The following is a 19,780-nucleotide window of genomic DNA, read 5'->3' as shown; positions in this document are numbered from 1 at the left end:
AGCGAGACGAATCCATCCACCATGAACGAGGGGTAATTAGCCGTGTGGTTCCCGCCCGCTCTCATCGACCTCCCGAACGTCGCCCCGGTGACGCTGCCGGAGGCGGACCGGCCGAGTTGGCTGTTCTGGATCCTGATGGGCCCGTGCGCATCGGGCTGGCTGGTGGCGTACGGACTCGCCATCTACCGCGCCAAACTGGACAAGCGGGTGGGGATTCCCGTCTTCGTGGTCGAGGTCAACCTCGCCTGGGAGTTCACCCTCTCCCTCATCCTGGACCAGGCCGATGTGCAACGCCCGATCAACCTCAGCTGGTTCCTGGTCGACTGCTTCATCCTCCGGCAGACGCTGGCCTACGGATGGAAGGACTATCCCGGTATGAGCCGGCGGGCCTTCCGGTGGATGGTCTTCGGCGTCATCGCCTGGTCCGCGGCCTTCCACATCATGACCACCTATGAGCTCAAGGACGCCACCGGCATCTACACCGGCACCGGGCTGAACGTGTTCCTGAGCCTGTCCTTCATCTTCATGCTCAACCGCCGTGGCTCCTCGCTCGGGCAGTCGATGTACGTGGCGCTCGCCAAGGGCATCGGATCGTTCTTCGCGGGCTGGACGGTGCTGGTGATGTACCCGGGCCACCACCTGTTCATCTTCCTCTTCCTGACCGTCTGGACCATCGACGCGGCCTACTGCGTGCTGCTGTACCGCAAGGTCCGCGAGGAGGGCCGCTCGCCGTGGGCCTGGAACCGAGGCCCGGCCGAGGTCCCCGACGAACCCGGCGTTCTGACAGCCGTCCGGTGAGCGACGCGGCCCGGGAATGTCACATCCGGGAGGGGCGCGGCGTCTGGGATGCCGTGACGGGATTCCAGACGCGGTGCGCTTGAGGAAGGAAGAGGGAATGCTGGACAGACTGGCCGGTTTCGTCGTGCGGAAGCGCCTGGCGGTGTTGGTCGTCGGCCTGCTGCTCGCCGTGGTCGGCGGGGTGGCGAGTACGACGTTGTTCGACAAGCTGACGGCGGGCGGTTTCGACGATCCGAAATCGGAGTCATCGCGGGCGATCACCGCGCTGGACAAGAGGTTCGGGCAGGGGCTGCCCAACCTCACGCTGCTGGTGACGTCGGAGGGGCGGGTGGACGACCCGTCCGTGACGGCGGCGGGCACCGAGCTCACCCGGAAGCTGGGCAAGGAACCCGGAGTGGGACACGTCAGCTCCTACTGGACCACCGGGAAGGCCCCGCAGCTGCGCGGCAAGAGCGGTCACAAGGCCCTGATCATGGGCACGGTCACCGGGGACGACACCACCTCGCAGAAGCGCGTCGCCGAGCTGGCGGACCGTTACGAGGGCTCGCGGGACGGGCTGGAGGTGAAGTTCGGCGGCTATACGAAGTTCCAGCGGGAGCTGCTGGAACAGGGCCAGAAGGACGCCACCACCGGTGAGACGGTCGCCATCCCGATCACCCTGGTCGCGCTCGTGTTCATCTTCGGCAGCGCGGTGGCCGCGGCGCTGCCGCTGGCCGTCGCCCTGGTGGCGATGATGCTGACGATGGGGCTGACGTGGATCCTGGCGAGCGTCACGACGGTCGGCTCGCTCGCGGCGAGCGTGGTGACCCTGCTGGGTCTGGGCCTGGCCATCGACTACAGCCTGCTGATGGTCAGCCGCTACCGCGAGGAGCTGCGGTCGGGGCTCGCCCCGCCGGACGCCATCCGGGCGACGCTGACCTCCGCCGGGCGCACCGTGACCTTCTCGGCGCTGACCGTGGCCGTATCCTCCCTGGCCATGGCCTGGTTCCCGCTCCAGGCGGTGCGGTCCATGGGCTACGCGGGGGCGCTCACGGCGCTGCTGTCCGGCGCGTCCTCGCTCATCGTGCTGCCGGCGCTGCTCGCGCTGCTCGGTGACCGCATCGAGAAGGGCCGGGTGTTCCGCAGGCGGCGCGGGGTGAGCCCCGAGGCGGCCGCCGCCCGGAGCGTGGAGAGCGGCTTCTGGCACCGGCTGGCCACCACCGTGATGCGGCGCCCGGTGCCGATCGTGACCATCGTGACCGGGTTCCTGCTGCTGCTCGGCGCGCCGTTCCTCGGCATCAACCTCGGCATGCCGGACGAGCGGGTGATGCCCGCGTCCTCGTCGGCACGTCAGGTGGCCGACACCGTACGCGCCGAGTTCGACAGCAGTGAGCAGAACGCGCTCCAGGTCGTGGCGCCCGAGGGCGGCTCCGACCGGGCGGCCGTCGGCGCGTACGCCAAGCGGCTGTCCCAGCTGCCGCACGTGGCCGCGGTGCGCACCGCCACCGGCGCCTACGCCGAGGGCCGCCAGGCCGCCCCGCCCGACCAGCGGTACGCGCGCTTCGCCTCGGGTGACGCCGTCTACTTCTCCGTGGTGCCGGAGACGGCCGGCGCGGACGACGCGGACCGGCTGGTCGGCGAGATCCGCTCGCAGAAGGCGCCGTTCGAGGCGCTGGTGGGCGGGGCCGCGGCCACCAACCACGACGCCGCGGCGGCCCTGGAGAAGTGGCTTCCGTACGCCCTGGGCACGGTACTGCTGACCATGCTGGTGCTGCTGTTCCTGGTGACCGGAAGCGTGATGCTGCCGTTCCTCGCGCTCGTGCTCAGCGCGCTCAGCCTGACGGCCACCTTCGGCGCGCTGGTCTGGGTCTTCCAGGACGGCCATCTCGCCGGGCTGTTCGGCGACTTCACCCCGACCGGTAACATCGCCGCCACGATCCCGGTGATGCTCTTCGGCCTCGCCTTCGGGCTCGCGATGGACTACCAGGTCTTCCTGCTGTCCCGGATGCGCGAGGAGTACGAGCTGACCGGCTCGCCCACGGCCGCCGTCGCCCAGGGCCTGGAACGCACCGGCCGCATCGTGACCGCGGCGGCGGTGGCGATCTCGGTGGTCTTCCTGGCCTTCACCGTCTCCGGCATCTCGCTGGTGAAGGCGTACGGGGTCGGGCTGCCGCTGGCCGTGCTGATGGACGCGACGCTGATCCGCGGGGCCGTGCTGCCCGCCGCGATGCGGCTGGGCGGGCGCGCCACCTGGTGGGCCCCGGCGCCGCTGCGGCGGCTGCACAGCCGGTACGGCCTGCGCGAGGAGCCCTCGGCCCCGGCCCCTCGCCACGACGGCGACCGGGCCCTGACCGGCTGACGGCCCACCCCGCATGCGGCGGGTCCGCCACCCACCACACGGGCGGCTCACGGGTCCGCCGCCCGGCACCCCGGGCGGCGGACCCGCCGCATGCGGGCGGCCTGGCACGGGCCGTTTCACGCCGTCGCCCCCTCATGGGCCGTCACACGCGGGCCGCCTCCGGGACGTCCGGCGGATCTGTCCCCTCCCCGCCCCTTCCCGCGGTATCGATATGCGGCTCCGCCGCGTGGCAGGGGCTTCGCCCCTGGACCCCGAGGCCCGGGCCGGACCCGCCGCCGCGCGGCGGAGCCGCAGACCGCTGCTCCGGAGAGGGCGAAGCCCCGGCCCGGCGTCTGGGACGAAACCCCGCACCGAGGTCCGGGGCGGACCCGCACCGGGGCCCGGGACGGAACCCCACCGGAGCCCGGGGCAGAGCCCCGCTGAGGCCCGGGGCAGAGCCCCACCGGGGTCTGGGGCGGAGCCCCAGTTTCGGGGAGGGGCGGGGAGGGGGAAGGCCCGCCGCAGGCAGTGCGGTCCGCCGGGCGCCCCTCATGCGGGCCGTCCTACAGCGGTTCCGCTTCCGTCGTGGCGTACTCCTTGCGCAGCGTGGCCAGGACGGGATGCTCCGGGTCGAACTCCACCCCGTCGATCGACCGGATCGGCCGTACGCCCACCCCCGCGTTGAGGGCGAACGCCGCGCGCAGTTCGCCGAGCCGCTCACGGTCGATCCGCGCGGTGTGCTGCGGTCCGCCGTGGCCGCAGCGGAGCAGTTCCTGGGTGACGCCTGGCAGGCACGCGGCGTCCGGCCAGAGCAGGCGATCGCCGTCGAAGAACCCCACGTTCCAGGTCGCGCCCTCGGACACCGCGCCCCGCTCGTCCGTGAGCAGTACGTCGTCGTAGCCGTCGAGCTGGGCCAGTCGGCGCAGCCGCAACAGGCCGAACAGTCCGACGTGTTTGACCTCCGGCAGGTCGCGGTGGTGCGGTGCGGTGCGCACGCTCAGCGGTGGCAGTGCGGGCGCGGCAGGGGGCCGGGTGGTGACCAGGATCCGCGGCGTGGCGTCGGCTCCGGGCCGCTCAAGGCCGAGGTCGGGGTCGTACACGGTCACCCGGACCGTGAGCGGCCCCTCGGTGTCCGCGACGGCGCGCCGGGCAAGTTCGCGGATGCGGTCGCGGTCCGGGTCGGTGCCGAACAGCACACCGCAGTCCCGTACCAGCCGGTCCAGGTGGAGGGAGAGTCCGCGTACCCGCCCGTCCTGCACCCGCATGGTGGTGAAGTGGCCGTAGTTGGTCATGGCCAGCGCCGTCAGCTCGCGGATGCCCGCCGGTTCCCCGTTCAGCTCTGTCATGGGGCCAGTGTTCCAGCCGGGGGGTGGACGGACTCGGCGAGTCGGCCGAGTTTGTCGGGGTTGATCAGACCGTAGATGCCGCGCACCCGCTCGCCGTCGGGCGCGGGGTCGAACACCGCGGCGGCGTACAGCGTCCCGCCGATGAACAGGACCACCCCCGGGCCCCCGTTGATCTGCACCGGGCGCGCGTGGAAGGTGGGCAGCTGGGCACTGACGGCGGCCACCAGGCGGGCCACCTTGTCCCGGCCCTCGATCACGCGGAGGGCGGCGCGGCGCTTGCCGCCGCCGTCGCTCCACATGGCCACCTCGGGGGCCAGGACGTCCATCAGGGCGTCGAGGTCGCCGCCGATGGCCGCGTCGAGGAACCGTTCGGTGACGATGCGCTGGGTGGAGCGGTCGAGGTCGTAGCGCGGCCGCCGGGCCTCGACGCGTTCCTTGGCGCGGTGGGCGAGCTGGCGGACGGCGGCCGGGCTGCGGCCCAGGATCGCGGCGATCTCCGCGTGGTCGTAGGCGAACGCCTCGCGCAGCACGAACACCGCGCGCTGCAGGGGGGTCAGGGTCTCCAGGACGACCAGCATCGCCAGGGACACCGATTCGGTGCGGATCGCGGTGTCGGGGGCGTCCGGTTCGGTGAGTACGGGCTCGGGCAGCCAGGGACCGATATAGCTCTCCCGGCGGCGGCGGGCGCGGCGCATCTGGCTGAGCGCGTGGTTGACGGCGATCCGCACCAGATAGGCCCGGGGGTTGGCGATCTCCTTGTCCTGGGCCGACGCCCAGGACAGCCAGGTCTCCTGCACCACGTCCTCGGTGTCGGTGACCGTGCCGAGCATGTTGTAGACGATGGAGAAGAGCAGCTCACGATGGTGGAGGAAGTCCTCGCTCCCCGCATCCGGCACCGGCCTGTCCTGCGGTCCCGCGCGGTCCTTCCACGGCGATACGGGGGTGTTCATTGCATCGATATTAGGCGGCGTGCCGCTCCGGCCACCGCATAGGATCGGCTCATGCCAGATCTCGTATCCGTCAACTACCGCAAGTACGACGGCTCTCTGCACTGGAACCTGCGGATGCGCAGGCTGGGCGAGGACGACCATGGGGTCTGGCTGGGGCTGCCCGGCGGCGGCGTCATGCGCAAGGGGTACGGCCCGATGGTGCCGATCGCCTGCGCGCATGTGGTCCTCCTGCCGCGCGACGCGTGGTGGACCGCGGCGTTCAACGCCCCGCCCCGGGAGACCGAGATCTACTGCGACATCGCCACGCCCGCCGAGTGGCTCTCCTCGCACGAGGTGTCGATGGTGGACCTGGATCTCGATGTGATCCGCAAGCGGACGGACGGCTCGACCCTGCTGGACGACGAGGACGAGTTCGCCGAGCACCAGGTGCGGTACGGCTATCCGGCGGACGTCATAGCGGAGGCCGAGGCGGCGGGGCGGTGGCTGATGGAGGCGGTCGACGGGCGCGCCGAGCCGTTCGGGGACGCCTCCAAGGCGTGGCTGGCCATGGTCGACGGCGAGCGGCCCTGAGGCCATCTCGCGGTCGGCTCACCGCCGTCGCACCGTCCGCTCACCGGGGCGGTCGTCCCGTGCCCCGCGAGGCCGAGGTCGACTCCTCCGTACGCCCCTTGGCAGGCGGCTTCTCCACCACCGGCCGGTCCGCGGCGGGACCCGCGGCCGGGCGCCCGCGCAGCGGCCGGACGGCTATCGCCGCCGATATCAGCAGCAGTCCGCCCAGCATGACGAAGGGGGCGGCGGTGCCCACGAGCCCCGCGAGCACACCGGCGGAGGCGGGCGCGGCCACCTGGCCGAGCCGGTTGCCGGTGAGCCGCAGCGCGAGGGCCGTGCTGCGCGCCCCCTCGGGGGCCGCCTGGACGACGGTCGTCATCGACAGCGGCTGGCCGACGCCGAGGCAGAAGCCGAGCCCGGCCAGCAGCACCCCGAGCGCCCAGGCGGGCACCGGCAGGGCGATGCCCGCGCACAGCAGCGCGGCGCCCAGACAGCTGACGGCCATCAGCACGGTGCGGCCCATCAGCCGGATCATCGGGGTCATGGCGAGCCGGCAGGCCACGGTGGCGGCGGCGCGCAGGCTGAGCAGCACTCCGACGACGGCGGGCGAGATGCCGCGCTGTTCGCCGACGACCGGCAGATAGGCGGTGAGGATGTCGGTGGCGGAGAGCACCGCGAGGCTGATGAACATGCCGGAGGCGACCCCGCGGGTGGTCAGGATGGACCGTACGGAGACCTTGCGGGCCGGGGCCTCCTCGGCGGGCCCGGCCGCCGTGCCGTCGGGGCGGCGCTCGATGCGCCACAGCGAGGTGACGGAGAGGGCCGCGAGGGCGGCGGAGACGAACAGCGCGGCGGCGCTGGTGCGGCCCATCGCCCCGTCGTGTTCGGAGACCACCAGACCGGCCGCGATGGGCCCGATGAGCTGGCCGAACGAGGCGCCGATGGTGAAGTGGCCGAAGTTGCGGTCCTGGTCCTCGGGCGCGCTCTGGCGGGCCACGATGGACTGGGCGCCGATGACGAACGACAGATGGCCGAGGCCCATCACCCCGCTCCACGCGGCCATCGCGGGCAGCGACCCTGCCCTCCCGCTGAACACACAGCCGGTGGCGATGAGGGCCATCCCGATGGGCAGCAGCGGGGCGCACCGCCCGTGGTCGGTGCGCCGCCCGAGGGGTACGGCGGCGAACAGCGGCAGCAGGGCGTAGATACCGGCGATCACACCGATGGCACGGGCGTCGGCACCGAGCGCCAGCGCCCGGTAGGAGACGGCCGGCCGCGCCATGCTCACCGCCCCCTGAGTGAACGAGAAGGCGATGACCAGGCGCAGCAGCCAGCCCCTGCCGGGCTTCGAGATCTTCACGGGTCAGATGATGCCGAAGGCGAGACCGGCGGCGAGCACCACCAGGGAGGTGAGCGCCGCCCATTTCACGGTGAACCGGGTGTGGTCGCCGAATTCGACCTTCGCCATGCCGACGAGCACGTAGACGGCGGGGACCAGCGGGCTCGACATGTGCAGGGCCTGTCCGACGAGCGAGGCGCGGGCGATCTCCAGCGCGGAGACCCCGTGGGCGGCCCCGGCCTCGGCGAGGATCGGCACGATGCCGAAGTAGAAGCCGTCGTTGGACATGAAGTAGGTGAGCGGGAGGGACAGCACACCGGTGACGATGGCCATGTGCGGGCCCATGCCCTCGGGGACGCCGTCGACCAGCCAGCGGGCCATGTGCTCGACCATGCCGGTGCCGGTGAGGACGCCGGTGAAGACGGCCGCGGCGAAGACCATGCCGGAGACGTTGACGACGTTCTCGGCGTGCGCGGCCACCCGTGCCTTCTGGTCGTTCATGTTCGGGAAGTTGACGGTGAGCGCGACGGCGGCGGCGAGCAGGAAGAGGACCGGGATCGGCATGGTCTCGGTCACCATCAGGGCGAGCAGGGCGACGGTCAGGGCCGCGTTGAACCAGTAGAGCTTGGGGCGCAGGGTGGCGCGGTGGGGGTCGAGCCCCTTGAACTCGTCGGCGTCCTCGTCGGAGGCGTCGGAGGAGCCGGAGCCGTCCCCGGAACCGGAGCCGTCCGAGGAACCGGAGCCGTTCGAGGGCCGGGCCTCCGCGTCAGTGCCGGAGCCCGCGCCGCCCCCGGTCAGCGCGGCCTTGACGCCCTTACGGCCCTTGCCGCCCTTGCCGCCGGAGCCGGCGCCGACCAGCACCTGCTCCGGGTCGCCGGCGGTGACCTCGTCCAGCGTCAGCACGCCGAGCCGCTTGCGCTCCCGCAGGCCCAGGCCGTAGGAGAGGGCGATGACGAAGAGCAGACCGACCGCGAGGGCCGGGATCATCGGCACGAAGATGTCGCTGGCGTCGACCTTGAGCGCGGTGGCGGCGCGGGCGGTCGGGCCGCCCCAGGGCAGCGTGTTCATCACGCCGTTGGCCATGGCCGCGACACCGGTCATCACCACGAGGCTCATCTTCAGCCGCCGGTAGAGCGGCACCATGGCCGACACGGTGATCATGAAGGTGGTGGAGCCGTCGCCGTCGAGCGAGACGATCGCCGCGAGGATCGCGGTGCCGACCACCACCCGCATCGGGTCCGCCTTGCAGAACCGCAGGATGAGCCGGACGATCGGGTCGAAGAGGCCGACGTCGATCATCACCCCGAAGTAGATGATCGCGAACATCAGCATGGCGGCCGTGGGTGCCAGATCGCCGACGCCCTTGAGGACGTAGTCCCCGAGGTGCGCCCCCTTCCCGACAAGCACACAGAACAGCGCGGGGATGAGCACCAGGGCGCCCATCGGGGACATCTTCTTCATCATGATCAGGACAAGGAATGTCGCGATCATGACGAAGCCGAGGATGGTCAGCATAGTTGGCTACCTCACGTTCGCCTTTGAACTCCCCCAGATTTGGCGGTCGAGGCGACGTTAGGTGCGGCAACTTTCCGTTAACAAGGTCTTGACGCGTGAGCAATAAGCGCAAAACCCCAGGTCAGTGCCGTAGCGAGGGTGATACCCGCACCGGGTGGCCATTGAGCACCGCCGTCCCCGAGAGCGGATCCAGCCGTGAGCCGTCGAAGAGCTGGTTGACGTTGACCCCGGGCCGGGCCCCGGCCACGGACAGCCGGACGCCGGGGCGGGCATGGCCCCAGCCGTGCGGCAGGCTCACCACTCCGGCCCGTACCGCGTCCGTCACCTCGACCGGCACCTCCAGCTCCCCGCCCTCGCCATTGACCCGGGCCAGACCGCCGTCCGCCAGGCCAAGACGGGTGGCGTCCTCGGGGTGCACCTGGAGGGTGCAGCGGTTGCTGCCGCCCATCAGGGCCGGGACGTTGTGCATCCAGCTGTTGTTGGAGCGCAGATGGCGGCGGCCGACCAGCAGCAGCCCCGAGGGCCGGTCGGCCAGCGACCGGCGCAGCCGCTCCACATCGGCGGCCAGCGGCTCCGGGCACAGCTCCACCGTGCCGCTGCGGGTCTTCAGCAGCCCCGGGACGCGCGGCCGCAGCGGGCCCAGGTCGATGCCGTGCGGATGGGCGAGCAGCTTCTCCAGGCTCAGCCCGTCGGGGTCGGCGCCGAAGCCGTCGCCGTACGGGCCCAGCCGCAGCATCATGTCCAGTCGGCGCTCGGGGCCGTCCACCCCGGTCAGCAGCGCGGCCAGCTCGCCGGGCTCGCGTCCGTGCACCGGGGACGACGGGTCGGCGGCCTCCTTGCCGAGGGTCCCCTGGATCGCCATGGCGTCCACCGCCTCCGGGTCGGCGCCGTCGTTCCCGCTCACGCACAGCACCAGCCGCGCCAGGATGGCGCTCTCGCTCAGCCGGTCCGCCTCCAGGGGGATCGCCGGGCGGGTGTAGCGGACCTGGTTGCGCACGGCCAGGCTGTTGAAGGCGTAGTCGAAGTGGGGGCTGCGGCTGGGCGGCGGCGGGGGCAGCACCACATGGGCGTGGCGCGAGGTCTCGTTGAGGTACGGATCGACGCTGACCATGAAGTCGAGTCCGGCCAGCGCCCGGTCCAGGCGGTCGCCGTCCGGCGCGGAGAGCACGGGGTTGGCCGCGAGCGCCAGCACCGCCCGTATCCGCCCCTCGCCCGGGGTCTCGATCTCCTCGGCGAGCGCGACGGTGGGCAGTTCGCCCTTGGCCTCGGGGTATCCGCTGACCCGGCTGTGCCAGCGGCCGAGCGCGAATCCCTTCCCGGGCCGCGCCGGGCGCTCCCGGCGGCCGGTCGCGGCGAGCGGGAACATCATGCCGCCGGGCCGGTCCAGCTGCCCGATGAGCACGTTGACCACATCGACCAGCCAGCTGGTGAGGGTGCCGAACTCGACGGTGGTGGAGCCGACCCGCCCGTACACCACGCCCTGGGACGCGGCGGCCAGGTCACGGGTGAGGGCGCGGATCTCCCCGGCGGGCACGTCGCACGCCTCGGCCACCGCCTCCGGCGGGAAGTCGGCGGCCAGCCGCCGCACCTCCGCCACCCCGCTGACGTGCTCGGCGAGCGGGCCCGGGGCCACCAGGTCCTCGGCGAACAGCACCTGCACCATGGCGAAGAGCAGCAGGGCGTCGGTGCCGGGCCGGATCGCCACATGGCGGTCGGCCAGCGCGGCCGTACGGGTGCGCCGGGGGTCGACCACCACCAGCCGGCCGCCGCGCCGCCGTAGCGCGCGCAGCCGCCCGGGGAAGTCGGGGGCGGTGCAGAGACTGCCGTTGGAGTCCAGCGGGTTGGCGCCGAGCATCAGCAGATGGTCCGTACGGTCCAGGTCGGGCACCGGAAGCGCGTTGGCGTCGCCGTACAGCAGCCCGCTGGAGACGTGCTTGGGCATCTGGTCGAGGGTGCTGGCGCTGAAGACGTTACGGGTGCGCAGCGCGCCCAGCAGCAGCGGCGGATAGAGCCCTCCGGCCACGGTGTGCACATTGGGGTTGCCGAGCACGACCCCCACGGACTGCGGCCCGTGCTCGCGCAGCAGCGGGGCCAGCCCCTCCGCCACGGCCGCGAACGCCTCGTCCCAGCCGGTCTCGACCAGGCGCCCGGCACGGCGGACGAGGGGGCGCCGCAGCCGGTCGGGGTCGGCGTCGAGCTGCCCGAACGCGGCGCCCTTGGGGCAGATGAAGCCACGGCTGAAGACGTCCTCACGATCGCCGCGCGCCCCGGTCACCCTCCCCTCGTCGATGGTGAGGGTCAGCCCACAGGTGGCCTCGCAGAGCGGGCAGATACGCGGGGCAGTGCTCATCGGTCTCTCCCAGGGACGGCGGCGAGGCCGCGATGACGCGCCGGACCCGCTCACCATACCGACTGGTAGGCATGTCGGGGAGGGATCGACGGGAACACTCCCGATCGACCGGATCCCGATCGACCGGATCTCCGAGCGGAGCCCCGATCCCCGAGCGGAGCCCGGATCTCCAAGCGGAGCCCTGATCAGTCCAGGACCCGGGCCAGATAGGCGCGCAGCAGCTCCTTCGTCTCCGCCACGATCGCCGGATCGCCCTCCGGGTCCATCCGGAACGCCAGCCGCAGCAGCGCGTCCGCCGTCTCGACCGCGAGCAGGAAGGCCACCCGCAGCCGCTCCTCGACCGCCTCGTCCCCGCCCGCACGGAGCCGGTCGGCGAGCAGTGTCCGCAGCCGGTCGGCCACGAGGTGGTTGGGCTGCTCCGGTGGCGCGGTGGCCGGGACCGGATGGCCGAACTCGATGAGCGCGAAGCCCGGCGCCCCGCGCTTCATCGCCAGATACTCGTCCACGACGACGTCCATCGCCTCCCGCCAGCCGCCGCCCCCGTCCGGCCCGGAGCCGGAGGCGGAGGCCGCGTCCGAGGCGGCCAGCCGCCGGGTGATCCGCTCGGCGTACTCGTCCAGATTGCGGTGGGCCAGGGCCTCGGCCATCGCCCGCTTGTTGGAGAAGAAGCGGTAGACCGAGCCGATGGGCACGTTGGCGCGCTCGGCGACGGCCCGGGTGCTCAGTTCTTCGTAGCTGATCTCGTCGAGGAGCTCGGCACACGCGTCGAGGATCCGGCCGAGGCGCTCGGCGCTGCGGCGCTGGACCGGATGGCGGCGGAGGGGCGGTATGGGCACGCCACCATCCTGCCCGATCATTGACGGGCCCGGGTTTCGATTCCTATCGTCTGACATAGGAATCAAGTGGAAACTAGTGGTGTGCGGCGGAGCGGTGGGAGCGCGCGATGGGCGACGGCACGGGGATCCAGCACGGCAGGCGACACGGCGACCAGCACGGCAGCCAGCACGGCAGTCAGCACGTCAGCCAGCACGTCAGCCAGCCAGGACACGAGCAGGGGATCGAGCGGGCGCGCAAGACGGCCGAAGAGCTGGTCTACGCCTCCGGTTTCGGCAATGAGCACAGCAGCGAGGCCGTGCCCGGCGCACTGCCCATCGGCCGCAACTCCCCCCAGCGCGCCCCGCTCGGGCTCTACGCGGAGCAGCTGAGCGGCAGCGCCTTCACCGAGCCGCGCGCCACCAACCGGCGCTCCTGGCTGTACCGCATCCGGCCCTCCGCCGCGCATCCGCCGTTCACCCGCGTCGCGGGCGGCGCGCTCCGCGGGGCGCCGTTCACCGAGGCCGCGCCCGACCCCAACCGGCTGCGCTGGGACCCGCTGCCGGAGCCGCCGGAGGGCACCGACTTCCTGGCCGGGCTGTGGACCCTGGGCGGCAACGGCGACGCCACCCAGCGCGCGGGGATGGCCATCCACCTCTACGCCGCCAACGCGCCCATGACCGACCGGGTGTTCAGCGACGCGGACGGCGAGTTGCTGATCGTCCCCGAGCGGGGCGGGCTGCTGCTGCACACCGAGTTCGGGCTGCTGCGCGCCGAGCCGGGGCATGTGGCGCTGATCCCGCGCGGGGTGCGGTTCCGGGTGGAGCCCCTGGAGCCGTCCGTGCGCGGCTATGTGTGCGAGAACTACGGCCGCCCGTTCACCCTCCCCGACCTCGGCCCGATCGGCGCCAACGGGCTGGCGAACCCCCGGGACTTCCTCGCCCCGGTCGCCGCGTACGAGGACGTGGAGCGCCCGGTGGAGGTGGTCAACAAGTTCTGCGGCAATCTGTGGGCCGCCACCTACGACCACTCGCCGCTGGACGTGGTCGCCTGGCACGGCACCCATGTGCCGTACGTGTACGACCTGCGCCGCTTCAATGTGCTCGGCACCATCAGCTACGACCACCCGGACCCGTCCATCTTCACGGTCCTCACCTCGCCCTCCGACACTCCCGGGCTCGCGGGCGTGGACTTCGTGGTCTTCGCCCCGCGCTGGCTGGTCGGGGAGGACACCTTCCGGCCGCCGTACTTCCACCGCAATGTGATGAGCGAGTACATGGGGCTGATCGAGGGCGCGTACGACGCGAAGACCGGCGGCGCGGGGGGCTTCGTACCCGGCGGTGGCTCGCTGCACAACATGATGTCCGCGCACGGTCCGGACCATGAGACGTTCGAGCGGGCGAGCGCGGCCGAGCTGGCGCCGCACCGGCTGGACGACGGGCTTGCCTTCATGTTCGAGACGCGCTGGCCGGTCACGGCCACCCGGCAGGCGCTGGAGGCGGACCACCTCCAGGGGCGCTATGACGACGTATGGCAAGGTCTGGAACGCCATTTCCGCCCCTGAACGCCGCCGATGCCGCCGTCGACCGGAGACCGTGTGACCACCTTCGCCCCCGACTCCCTCGCCCTCAACCGCAAGTTGCCGCTGTGGTACCAGGTCTCGCAGTCGCTGCGGGCCTCGATACTCGGGCGGGCCCCGCACGATCCGCTGCGGCTGCCGACCGAGGACCGGCTGGCCGAGCACTACGGGGTCAGCGTGCTCACCATGCGGCAGGCGCTGAAGGAGCTGGAGACCGAGGGGCTCATCAGCCGCCACCGGCGGCGCGGCACGTTCATCGAGCCGGGCGCGCGGCGGGCCGCGCCGGTGCGGCTGCTGGGATCGGTGGACGCGATCGTGGCCCAGCAGTCGGGCGAGCGGACGACGGTGCTGGAGCACGGCCCGGCACCGGTACCGGCGGCGCTCGCGGAGTACTTCCCCGGCCTGGACGAGGCGACCGCCTACCGCCGGCTGCGCCGGGACGGCCACAGCGGCGAGCCCACCAACTGGGCGGAGAACCTGGTCCGCCCCGAGCTCGCCGACCGCATCGACCTCGCGGACCTCGCCCGCTGGCCGATGACGAAGGTGCTGCGGGACGCGGTGGGGGTGCGGATCAGCCGGATCACGGACACGGTGGAGGCCCGCCTCGCCGACCCCGAGACCGCCCGGCTGCTCCAGGTCCCGCTGCTCAGCCCGATCCTGCACTACACGGGGGTGACCTACGACGAGAGCGGCCGCGTGGTGGACGTGGCCCGCATCCACTACCGGGGCGACCGGTTCTCCTTCTCGGTCACGGTCGAGGCGGACTAGAGGGTGTCGTCCGGCGGGCTTTGCCGCCTGCGGCGGGCTGTCCCCTCCCCGCCCCTTCCCACGCAGCGTCGATTTGCGGCTCCGCCGCGAGGGGGCTCCGCCCCAGACCCCGCTCCTCAATCGCCGGAGGGGCTGGAAGCTGGGGCGTAGCCCCTGCCACGCGGCGGCGCCGCATATCGATGCCGCGGGAAGGGGCGGGAAGGGGAAAGACCCCCGGACGCCCCTGGGCCCTGGGGGTCTGGGGGTCTGGGGGTCTGGGGGTCTGGGGCGGAGCCCCAGTTTCGGGAAGGGGCGGGGAGGGGAAAGATCCCAGCCGGTCAGCCACCGAGCGGCGGCGGACGACGACGGGCAGCCCCTGGAAGGACAGGGCGGCATCGATACCATGCCGGGCGTGGGAGAACGTGAGGCGCCGCCGCTGGGTGACCTGATGCCGTGGGCCGTGGGGCCACTGCGGCTCGGGCGGGCCTGGGTCATGGGACCGGACGCGGCCTCGCTCGGGGCGCGCTGGGAGCGGCTGACCCGGGCCGAGGACGAGGCGGCGCGGGCCGCGCTGTTCCGGCCGACCCGCGCCCGTACGCCGCACAGCTCCGTACCGCAGCTGCCCGGCCAGGCCACCTCCACGGCCCGGCTGGCGCGCGAGGACGGGCCGTGCCCCGGGCCGGTGCGGATCGCGCACGGGCCCTTCGACCAGCAATGGCTGATACCGGATCACCGGCTGATCGACGCGGCCCGCCCCGAGCTGTGGCGGGTGGCGGACGACCGGCAGATCCATGTCGTCGAGGCCGCGGGACCTGACCCGGACCCGGTGCTCACCTTCTCCGCGCTGCTGCCGGACGGCCACTCCCCCGCGGGCCGCCCCGGCCGGATCCGTCCGCTCTACCGGCGTCCCGGCGGGCAGGAGCCCAATCTCGCGCCCGGGCTGCTGGACCACCTCACCACGCGGCTCGGCCGCCCGGTGGCCGCCGAGGACTTCCTGGCGTGGGCCGCCGCCACGGCGCGCGGCGCGCCGTGCGCCGTACCCCTGACCGCCGACCCCGAGCTGTGGGCAGCGGGCGTGGAGCTGGGCCGCCGTGCGCTGTGGCTGCACACGCGCGGGGCGCACAGTGGTGAACGCCCGCGCATGCCGGGTGGCCGGCGCCCCTATGTCCGCGCCGCGCTTCCGTCGAGCGGGCTGCCGGGCTCGCTGGACTACGACCCGGACGAGGAGGCCCTGCTGCTGGGCGAGGGCCGCATCTCCCCCGTCCCGCGGGCCGCATGGGACTTCCAGGCGGGCGGGGTACGGGTGCTGGAGACGTGGTTCGAGCAGCGCACCGCCCCGCGTGAGCCGGGCACGCTGGAGGCGATCGGCCCGGCGGGCTGGCCGTCCGCGTGGACCTCGGAGCTGCTGGAGCTGATCACCGTGCTGGCGCTGCTCGCCGAGCTGCGCCCGGAGCTGCGGGCGCTCGCCGACCGGGTGGCGGACGGCGCGCTCATCGACGTGGCGGAGCTGCGGGGGGCGGGGGTGCTGCCGGTGCCCGGCGCGGCCCGGCGCCCGGCGTCCGTACTGGATCATCACGAGGAGGGCCCGGAGGGGCAGTTCGCCCTGCTCTGAGCCCGATCCCTCGGAACGCCGGCCGTACGGCCGGTCGTGGCTTCTCGTCGGCATCCCACGGCGACGGCGACGTGGGGTGGATCACAGCACGGAACTCACCGGCTGGAGCGAACCGGTTGACCCCGTGCCTGCCCGGGATGACGACGAAGACGCCTACGGGCCGGCCGGGTCAGCCGCGGTTGCCGAACAGTGAACGGCGCAGCCGGCGCAGCGGCGCGAACAGCGACACCCGCGCACCCCGGCTGTTCTTCGCGCGCGCGTGATCGCGCGCGGTCAGCTCCTGCATCAGCACCGCCGCGCTCTCCGCCTCCCGCTGCGGGACGGCAGGGCCGCCCATCACCGCGAGATGGCGCTCGAGGCGCGCGCTGGACGCACCGCTTCCGCAGTTGATCGCAGGCACTCGTGGCCTGCTCCGTACCGTTATCTGCTCCATGACACTCCCCACCCGTACGAGGGCACCCGCCCCGGGCAGAGTAACCCTACCTCCCCGAGCCGTCACCCACGCATCCCAGGTTCCGGATTCACCACCACGTCAAGGGTGTTGACGATACCTATCACGCGCAAACAAATTCCCGGGCCGACCAATCCATTCGTTCGCCGGGTCCGAATAGCCGCATGAAGGACTGCTCCAACAAGCGTGCGAAGGACCTACAGGATGACCGCAATCACCAAGAGCTTGGCCACGCTGGTCAGCTGCGCACTGGCCGCCGGCGGGCTCACGGCCGCCGGAGTGGCCGTATTGCAGCCCGGGACGGCGCAGGCCTCGAGCCACCGCGAGGCGCCGCTGATCTCCGGTCAGCCGCAGTACGACGCCACGGACGTCTACGCGTTCGTCAGCCCGGACAAGCCGGACACGACCACCATGGTCGTCAATGTGCTGCCGTTCCAGGACCCCGCGGGCGGCCCCAACTTCTACAAGTTCGCCCATGACGCCCGCTACGACCTGCACGTCGACAACGACGGCGACGGCCAGGGCGATCTGCTCTTCCGGTGGACCTTCAAGGACCACCTCAAGAACGGCGACACGTTCCTCTACAACACCGGGCCGGTGAACTCGATCGAGGACGCCACCCTCAACTTCACCCAGACATACGACCTCGAAGTCATCAAGCTGAAGCATCAGAAGGCCGTCGCCCGCGCCAAGCTGGGCAGCGATCTGCCGGTCGCGCCGTCGAACGTCGGCAAGGCGTCCATGCCCGACTACTCCAAGCTCCGCGACCAGTCGGTGCAGAAGATCGGCTACAGCGGGGGCTCGACCGCCTTCGCCGGTCAGGCCGACGACCCGTTCTTCCTCGATCTGCGCGTCTTCGACCTGCTGTACGGCGGCGACATGTCCGAGGTCGGCAACGACACCCTCAAGGGCTACAACGTCCAGTCGATGGCCCTCCAGGTGCCCACGTCGGCGCTGACCGAGTCCAAGGACCAGCCGGTGATCGGAGTCTGGGCCACCACCCACCGCCAGACCGCCGACGGCGACTGGACCCAGGTCTCCCGGCTCGGCAGCCCGCTGGTCAACGAGGTGGTCATCCCGCGCAAGGACAAGGACAAGTTCAACGCCTCCTCGCCGTGGGACGACGGGCAGTTCCTGAAGTTCGTCCAGGACCCCGAACTCCCCAAGCTGGTCGAGCAGATCTACAAGATCAAGGCGCCGGACACCCCGCGCGACGACCTGGTGCAGGCGTTCCTCACCGGTGTGCCCAAGCTCAACCAGCCACCGAACGTCCGCCCCGCCGAGGAGCTACGGCTCAACACCTCCATAGAACCCAACGGCAGCCCCAAGCGGCTGGGCGTCCTGGACGGTGACAACGCGGGCTTCCCCAACGGCCGCAGGCTCTCCGACGACGTCCTCGACATCGCGCTCCAGGCCATGGAGGGCGAGCTGCTCGGCAAGAAGAACGACCTGGGCGACGCGGTGGACGAGAACGACCAGAAGTTCGGCGGCTCGTTCCCGTATCTGGCGCTGCCCAGCTCCGGCTCGGATGCCAAGGCCGTCTCGAAGAGCGCCGGACAGTCGCTGCTGAACGGCGGCTCGGGCGTCGGCTCCTCCTCCGACGACAACATGCTGCTGGCCGGGTCCGCGGCGGCCGGTGGCGGGGCCGTGTTGCTGCTGGGCCTCGGATTCCTCTGGATGCGGTCGCGCCGGCGGGCTCCGCGCGTGCGCCGGCACTGAACCAAGGGTGCCACCGGGCCCGTACCACCGGGCGCGGCCCCGCCGAAACCCGCGCGGCGGCCGCGCCCAGGCTCCTCCCCACCCGTTCGTCCCTTCCGTTCCGCTGGGTTCGTGCTCATCCCGAAAGGCAGCTGTCACCATGGCTCTACGGCCATCCCTCCCCCCTACGGCCCGGACCGCGGCCGTGGTGTTCGCGCTCGCGGCCGGGCTGACCGCCGCCTCGATCGTGATCGACGCCTCGGACGGGCCGGGCGGGTCCGACGGGTCCGGCGGCGGCCAGGACGCCGCCCGCGCGCTGCACCCGGCCGCCGCGCGGTACGAGCAGCTCAGCGGCGACGGCCTCGCCCGGCAGATCGACGCGATGCAGACCCATCTGCGCGGTGAGCCGAAGGACGCGGAGAGCTGGGCCGGTCTCGGCTCGGCCTATGTCGAACAGGCCAGGACCAGCGGCGACCCCACCCGCTATCCGCAGGCGGACAAGGCGTTCGCCCGGTCCCTGTCCCTCGAGCCGCGCGACAACGACGTGGCGCTCGCCGGGCGCGCCTCGCTCGCCGCCGCCCGCCATGACTTCCGGGGCGCGCTGCGCGACGCCGACAAGGCCCTGAGGGTGAACTCCTACAGCCAGGGGGCGCTGGCCGTCCGGGTGGACGCCCTCGTCGAACTGGGCCGCTACAAGGACGCGTACACGGCCGCCAAGAAGGCCGACTCCCTGCGCCCCGGCATCCCCGTCTTCACCCGCCTCGCCTACGTCCACGAACTGCGCGGCGACCCGGCCGGGGCGCGCCGGGTGCTGCTGCGCGCCCAGGACTCCGCCACCTCGCCCAGCGATATCGCCTACGTGTCGACCGCGCTCGGCCAGCTGGCCTGGAACCAGGGCGAGTACGACACCGCGCGGCGCGCGTACGGCACCGCGCTGCGCGCCGTTCCCGGCTATCTCCCGGCTCTGGAGGGCCAGGGCCGCACATCGGTCGCGGACGGCCGCCAGAAGGCGGGGATCCGCGATCTGGAGGCGGTCGTACGGCGCTATCCGCTGCCCGCCGAGCTCGCGGCGCTGGGCGAGGCGTACGAGGCGCGGGGCGACCGCTCCAAGGCGCGCGGGCAGTACTCGGTGGTCGACACCTGGATCGCGCTCGCCCGGGCCAACGGGGTGGCGACCGACCTGGACAGCGCGCTGGTCGCGGCCGACCACGGCGATGTGAAGGAGGCGCTGAAGGCGGCCCGCGCCGAGTGGGACCGGCGGCGGACCGTACACACCGCCGACGCGCTGGCCTGGGCCCTGCACCGCAACGGCAAGGACGAGGAAGCCCTGAAGTACGCCGAACGCGCCGCCGAACCGGGCTACCGCAACGCGGCGTTCCTCTACCACCGGGGCGCCATCGAGAAGTCCCTCGGCGAGGACGGATCGGCACGCCGCCACCTGAAGGCCGCGCTCGACCTCAACCCGGGCTTCTCGCCGACGGGCGCGAGGGCGGCGAAGGCGGCACTGAAGGAACTGGGGGCCACCCGATGACACTCCCCCACCCCGCCCCTCCCCGAACCGAGGACCAGCCCCGGGCCCCCCGGCCAGGGCTGCGCCGCCGAAGCCGTGTCGGCGTTGGGCAACGCCGCCGAAGTGGTGCCGATGAGACCCGGAGCCCCGGGTGGCGCGCCCGGTGGCGGGCGGCGGCCGTTGGGGTGCTGCTGGGGGCCGTGGCG

15 protein-coding genes are annotated in these 19,780 nt (G+C 72.5%); 8 read left to right on the top strand and 7 right to left on the bottom strand.

Translation table 11 applies throughout. The features are described 5' to 3' along the window. Positions 1-42: 42 nt before the first annotated feature. Both LIV37_RS38515 and LIV37_RS38510 read left to right on the top strand, forming a co-directional pair. Complete coding sequence (locus LIV37_RS38515; protein ID WP_020872479.1) at positions 43-798, top strand: transmembrane-type terpene cyclase; 756 nt, start codon at positions 43-45, stop codon at positions 796-798. Between the two features lie 97 nt (positions 799-895). Next, positions 896-3,136: an MMPL family transporter gene (locus tag LIV37_RS38510; RefSeq protein WP_020872478.1), complete on the top strand. Its 2,241-nt coding sequence runs from the start codon at positions 896-898 to the stop codon at positions 3,134-3,136. 542 nt (positions 3,137-3,678) lie between these two features. On the opposite strand, the gene LIV37_RS38505 is transcribed toward LIV37_RS38510, so the two are convergent. Continuing rightward, positions 3,679-4,461 carry an aminotransferase class IV gene (locus LIV37_RS38505; RefSeq protein ID WP_020872477.1) on the bottom strand — a complete coding sequence of 261 codons (783 nt, stop codon included), beginning with the start codon at positions 4,459-4,461 and terminating at the stop codon, positions 3,679-3,681. Continuing rightward, complete coding sequence (gene sigJ, locus LIV37_RS38500; protein WP_020872476.1) at positions 4,458-5,411, bottom strand: RNA polymerase sigma factor SigJ; 954 nt, start codon at positions 5,409-5,411, stop codon at positions 4,458-4,460. The genes LIV37_RS38505 and sigJ overlap by 4 nt, the downstream gene beginning before the upstream one ends. A gap of 51 nt (positions 5,412-5,462) precedes the next feature. Between sigJ and LIV37_RS38495 the strand changes: the two genes are divergently transcribed. Further along, positions 5,463-5,981 (top strand): DUF402 domain-containing protein, encoded by a 519-nt coding sequence (locus tag LIV37_RS38495; protein WP_020872475.1) that lies wholly within the window; start codon positions 5,463-5,465, stop codon positions 5,979-5,981. A gap of 40 nt (positions 5,982-6,021) precedes the next feature. Here LIV37_RS38495 and LIV37_RS38490 read toward each other — a convergent pair whose 3' ends face one another. From LIV37_RS38490 to LIV37_RS38475, 4 genes are all read right to left on the bottom strand, one after another. Continuing rightward, on the bottom strand, positions 6,022-7,320 hold the full coding sequence (locus tag LIV37_RS38490; protein ID WP_020872474.1) for an MFS transporter: 1,299 nt from the start codon (positions 7,318-7,320) through the stop codon (positions 6,022-6,024). Between the two features lie 3 nt (positions 7,321-7,323). After that, complete coding sequence (locus tag LIV37_RS38485) at positions 7,324-8,814, bottom strand: CitMHS family transporter (protein WP_020872473.1); 1,491 nt, start codon at positions 8,812-8,814, stop codon at positions 7,324-7,326. Positions 8,815-8,935: 121 nt separating this feature from the next. After that, positions 8,936-11,164, bottom strand: a complete 2,229-nt coding sequence (locus LIV37_RS38480; RefSeq protein WP_020872472.1) for a molybdopterin oxidoreductase family protein — start codon at positions 11,162-11,164, stop codon at positions 8,936-8,938. A gap of 185 nt (positions 11,165-11,349) precedes the next feature. Beyond that, on the bottom strand, positions 11,350-12,021 hold the full coding sequence (locus LIV37_RS38475; RefSeq protein WP_020872471.1) for a TetR/AcrR family transcriptional regulator: 672 nt from the start codon (positions 12,019-12,021) through the stop codon (positions 11,350-11,352). A gap of 86 nt (positions 12,022-12,107) precedes the next feature. Here LIV37_RS38475 and hmgA point away from each other — a divergent pair, with 86 nt between their 5' ends. From hmgA to LIV37_RS38460, 3 genes are all read left to right on the top strand, one after another. Beyond that, complete coding sequence (hmgA, locus tag LIV37_RS38470) at positions 12,108-13,541, top strand: homogentisate 1,2-dioxygenase (protein ID WP_020872470.1); 1,434 nt, start codon at positions 12,108-12,110, stop codon at positions 13,539-13,541. 33 nt (positions 13,542-13,574) lie between these two features. After that, on the top strand, positions 13,575-14,324 hold the full coding sequence (locus LIV37_RS38465) for a GntR family transcriptional regulator (RefSeq protein ID WP_121825021.1): 750 nt from the start codon (positions 13,575-13,577) through the stop codon (positions 14,322-14,324). Positions 14,325-14,706: 382 nt separating this feature from the next. Further along, positions 14,707-15,915 (top strand): type ISP restriction/modification enzyme, encoded by a 1,209-nt coding sequence (locus LIV37_RS38460; RefSeq protein WP_020872468.1) that lies wholly within the window; start codon positions 14,707-14,709, stop codon positions 15,913-15,915. A gap of 169 nt (positions 15,916-16,084) precedes the next feature. Here the strand turns inward: LIV37_RS38460 and LIV37_RS38455 are convergent, their stop codons facing one another. Continuing rightward, positions 16,085-16,348 carry a hypothetical protein gene (locus tag LIV37_RS38455; protein WP_121824024.1) on the bottom strand — a complete coding sequence of 88 codons (264 nt, stop codon included), beginning with the start codon at positions 16,346-16,348 and terminating at the stop codon, positions 16,085-16,087. Positions 16,349-16,570: 222 nt separating this feature from the next. On the opposite strand from LIV37_RS38455, the gene LIV37_RS38450 reads away from it, so the two are divergent. Together LIV37_RS38450 and LIV37_RS38445 are read left to right on the top strand one after the other, a co-directional pair. Next, complete coding sequence (locus tag LIV37_RS38450; protein WP_020872466.1) at positions 16,571-18,085, top strand: DUF4331 domain-containing protein; 1,515 nt, start codon at positions 16,571-16,573, stop codon at positions 18,083-18,085. A 139-nt stretch (positions 18,086-18,224) separates the two neighbouring features. Further along, on the top strand, positions 18,225-19,595 hold the full coding sequence (locus LIV37_RS38445) for a tetratricopeptide repeat protein (protein WP_214663125.1): 1,371 nt from the start codon (positions 18,225-18,227) through the stop codon (positions 19,593-19,595). The last annotated feature ends 185 nt before the right edge of the window (positions 19,596-19,780 follow it).

Origin of the sequence: Streptomyces rapamycinicus NRRL 5491, from assembly GCF_024298965.1 — a bacterium.
Lineage (GTDB): Bacteria > Actinomycetota > Actinomycetes > Streptomycetales > Streptomycetaceae > Streptomyces > Streptomyces rapamycinicus.
This window is presented reverse-complemented; position numbering and strand designations above follow the sequence as displayed.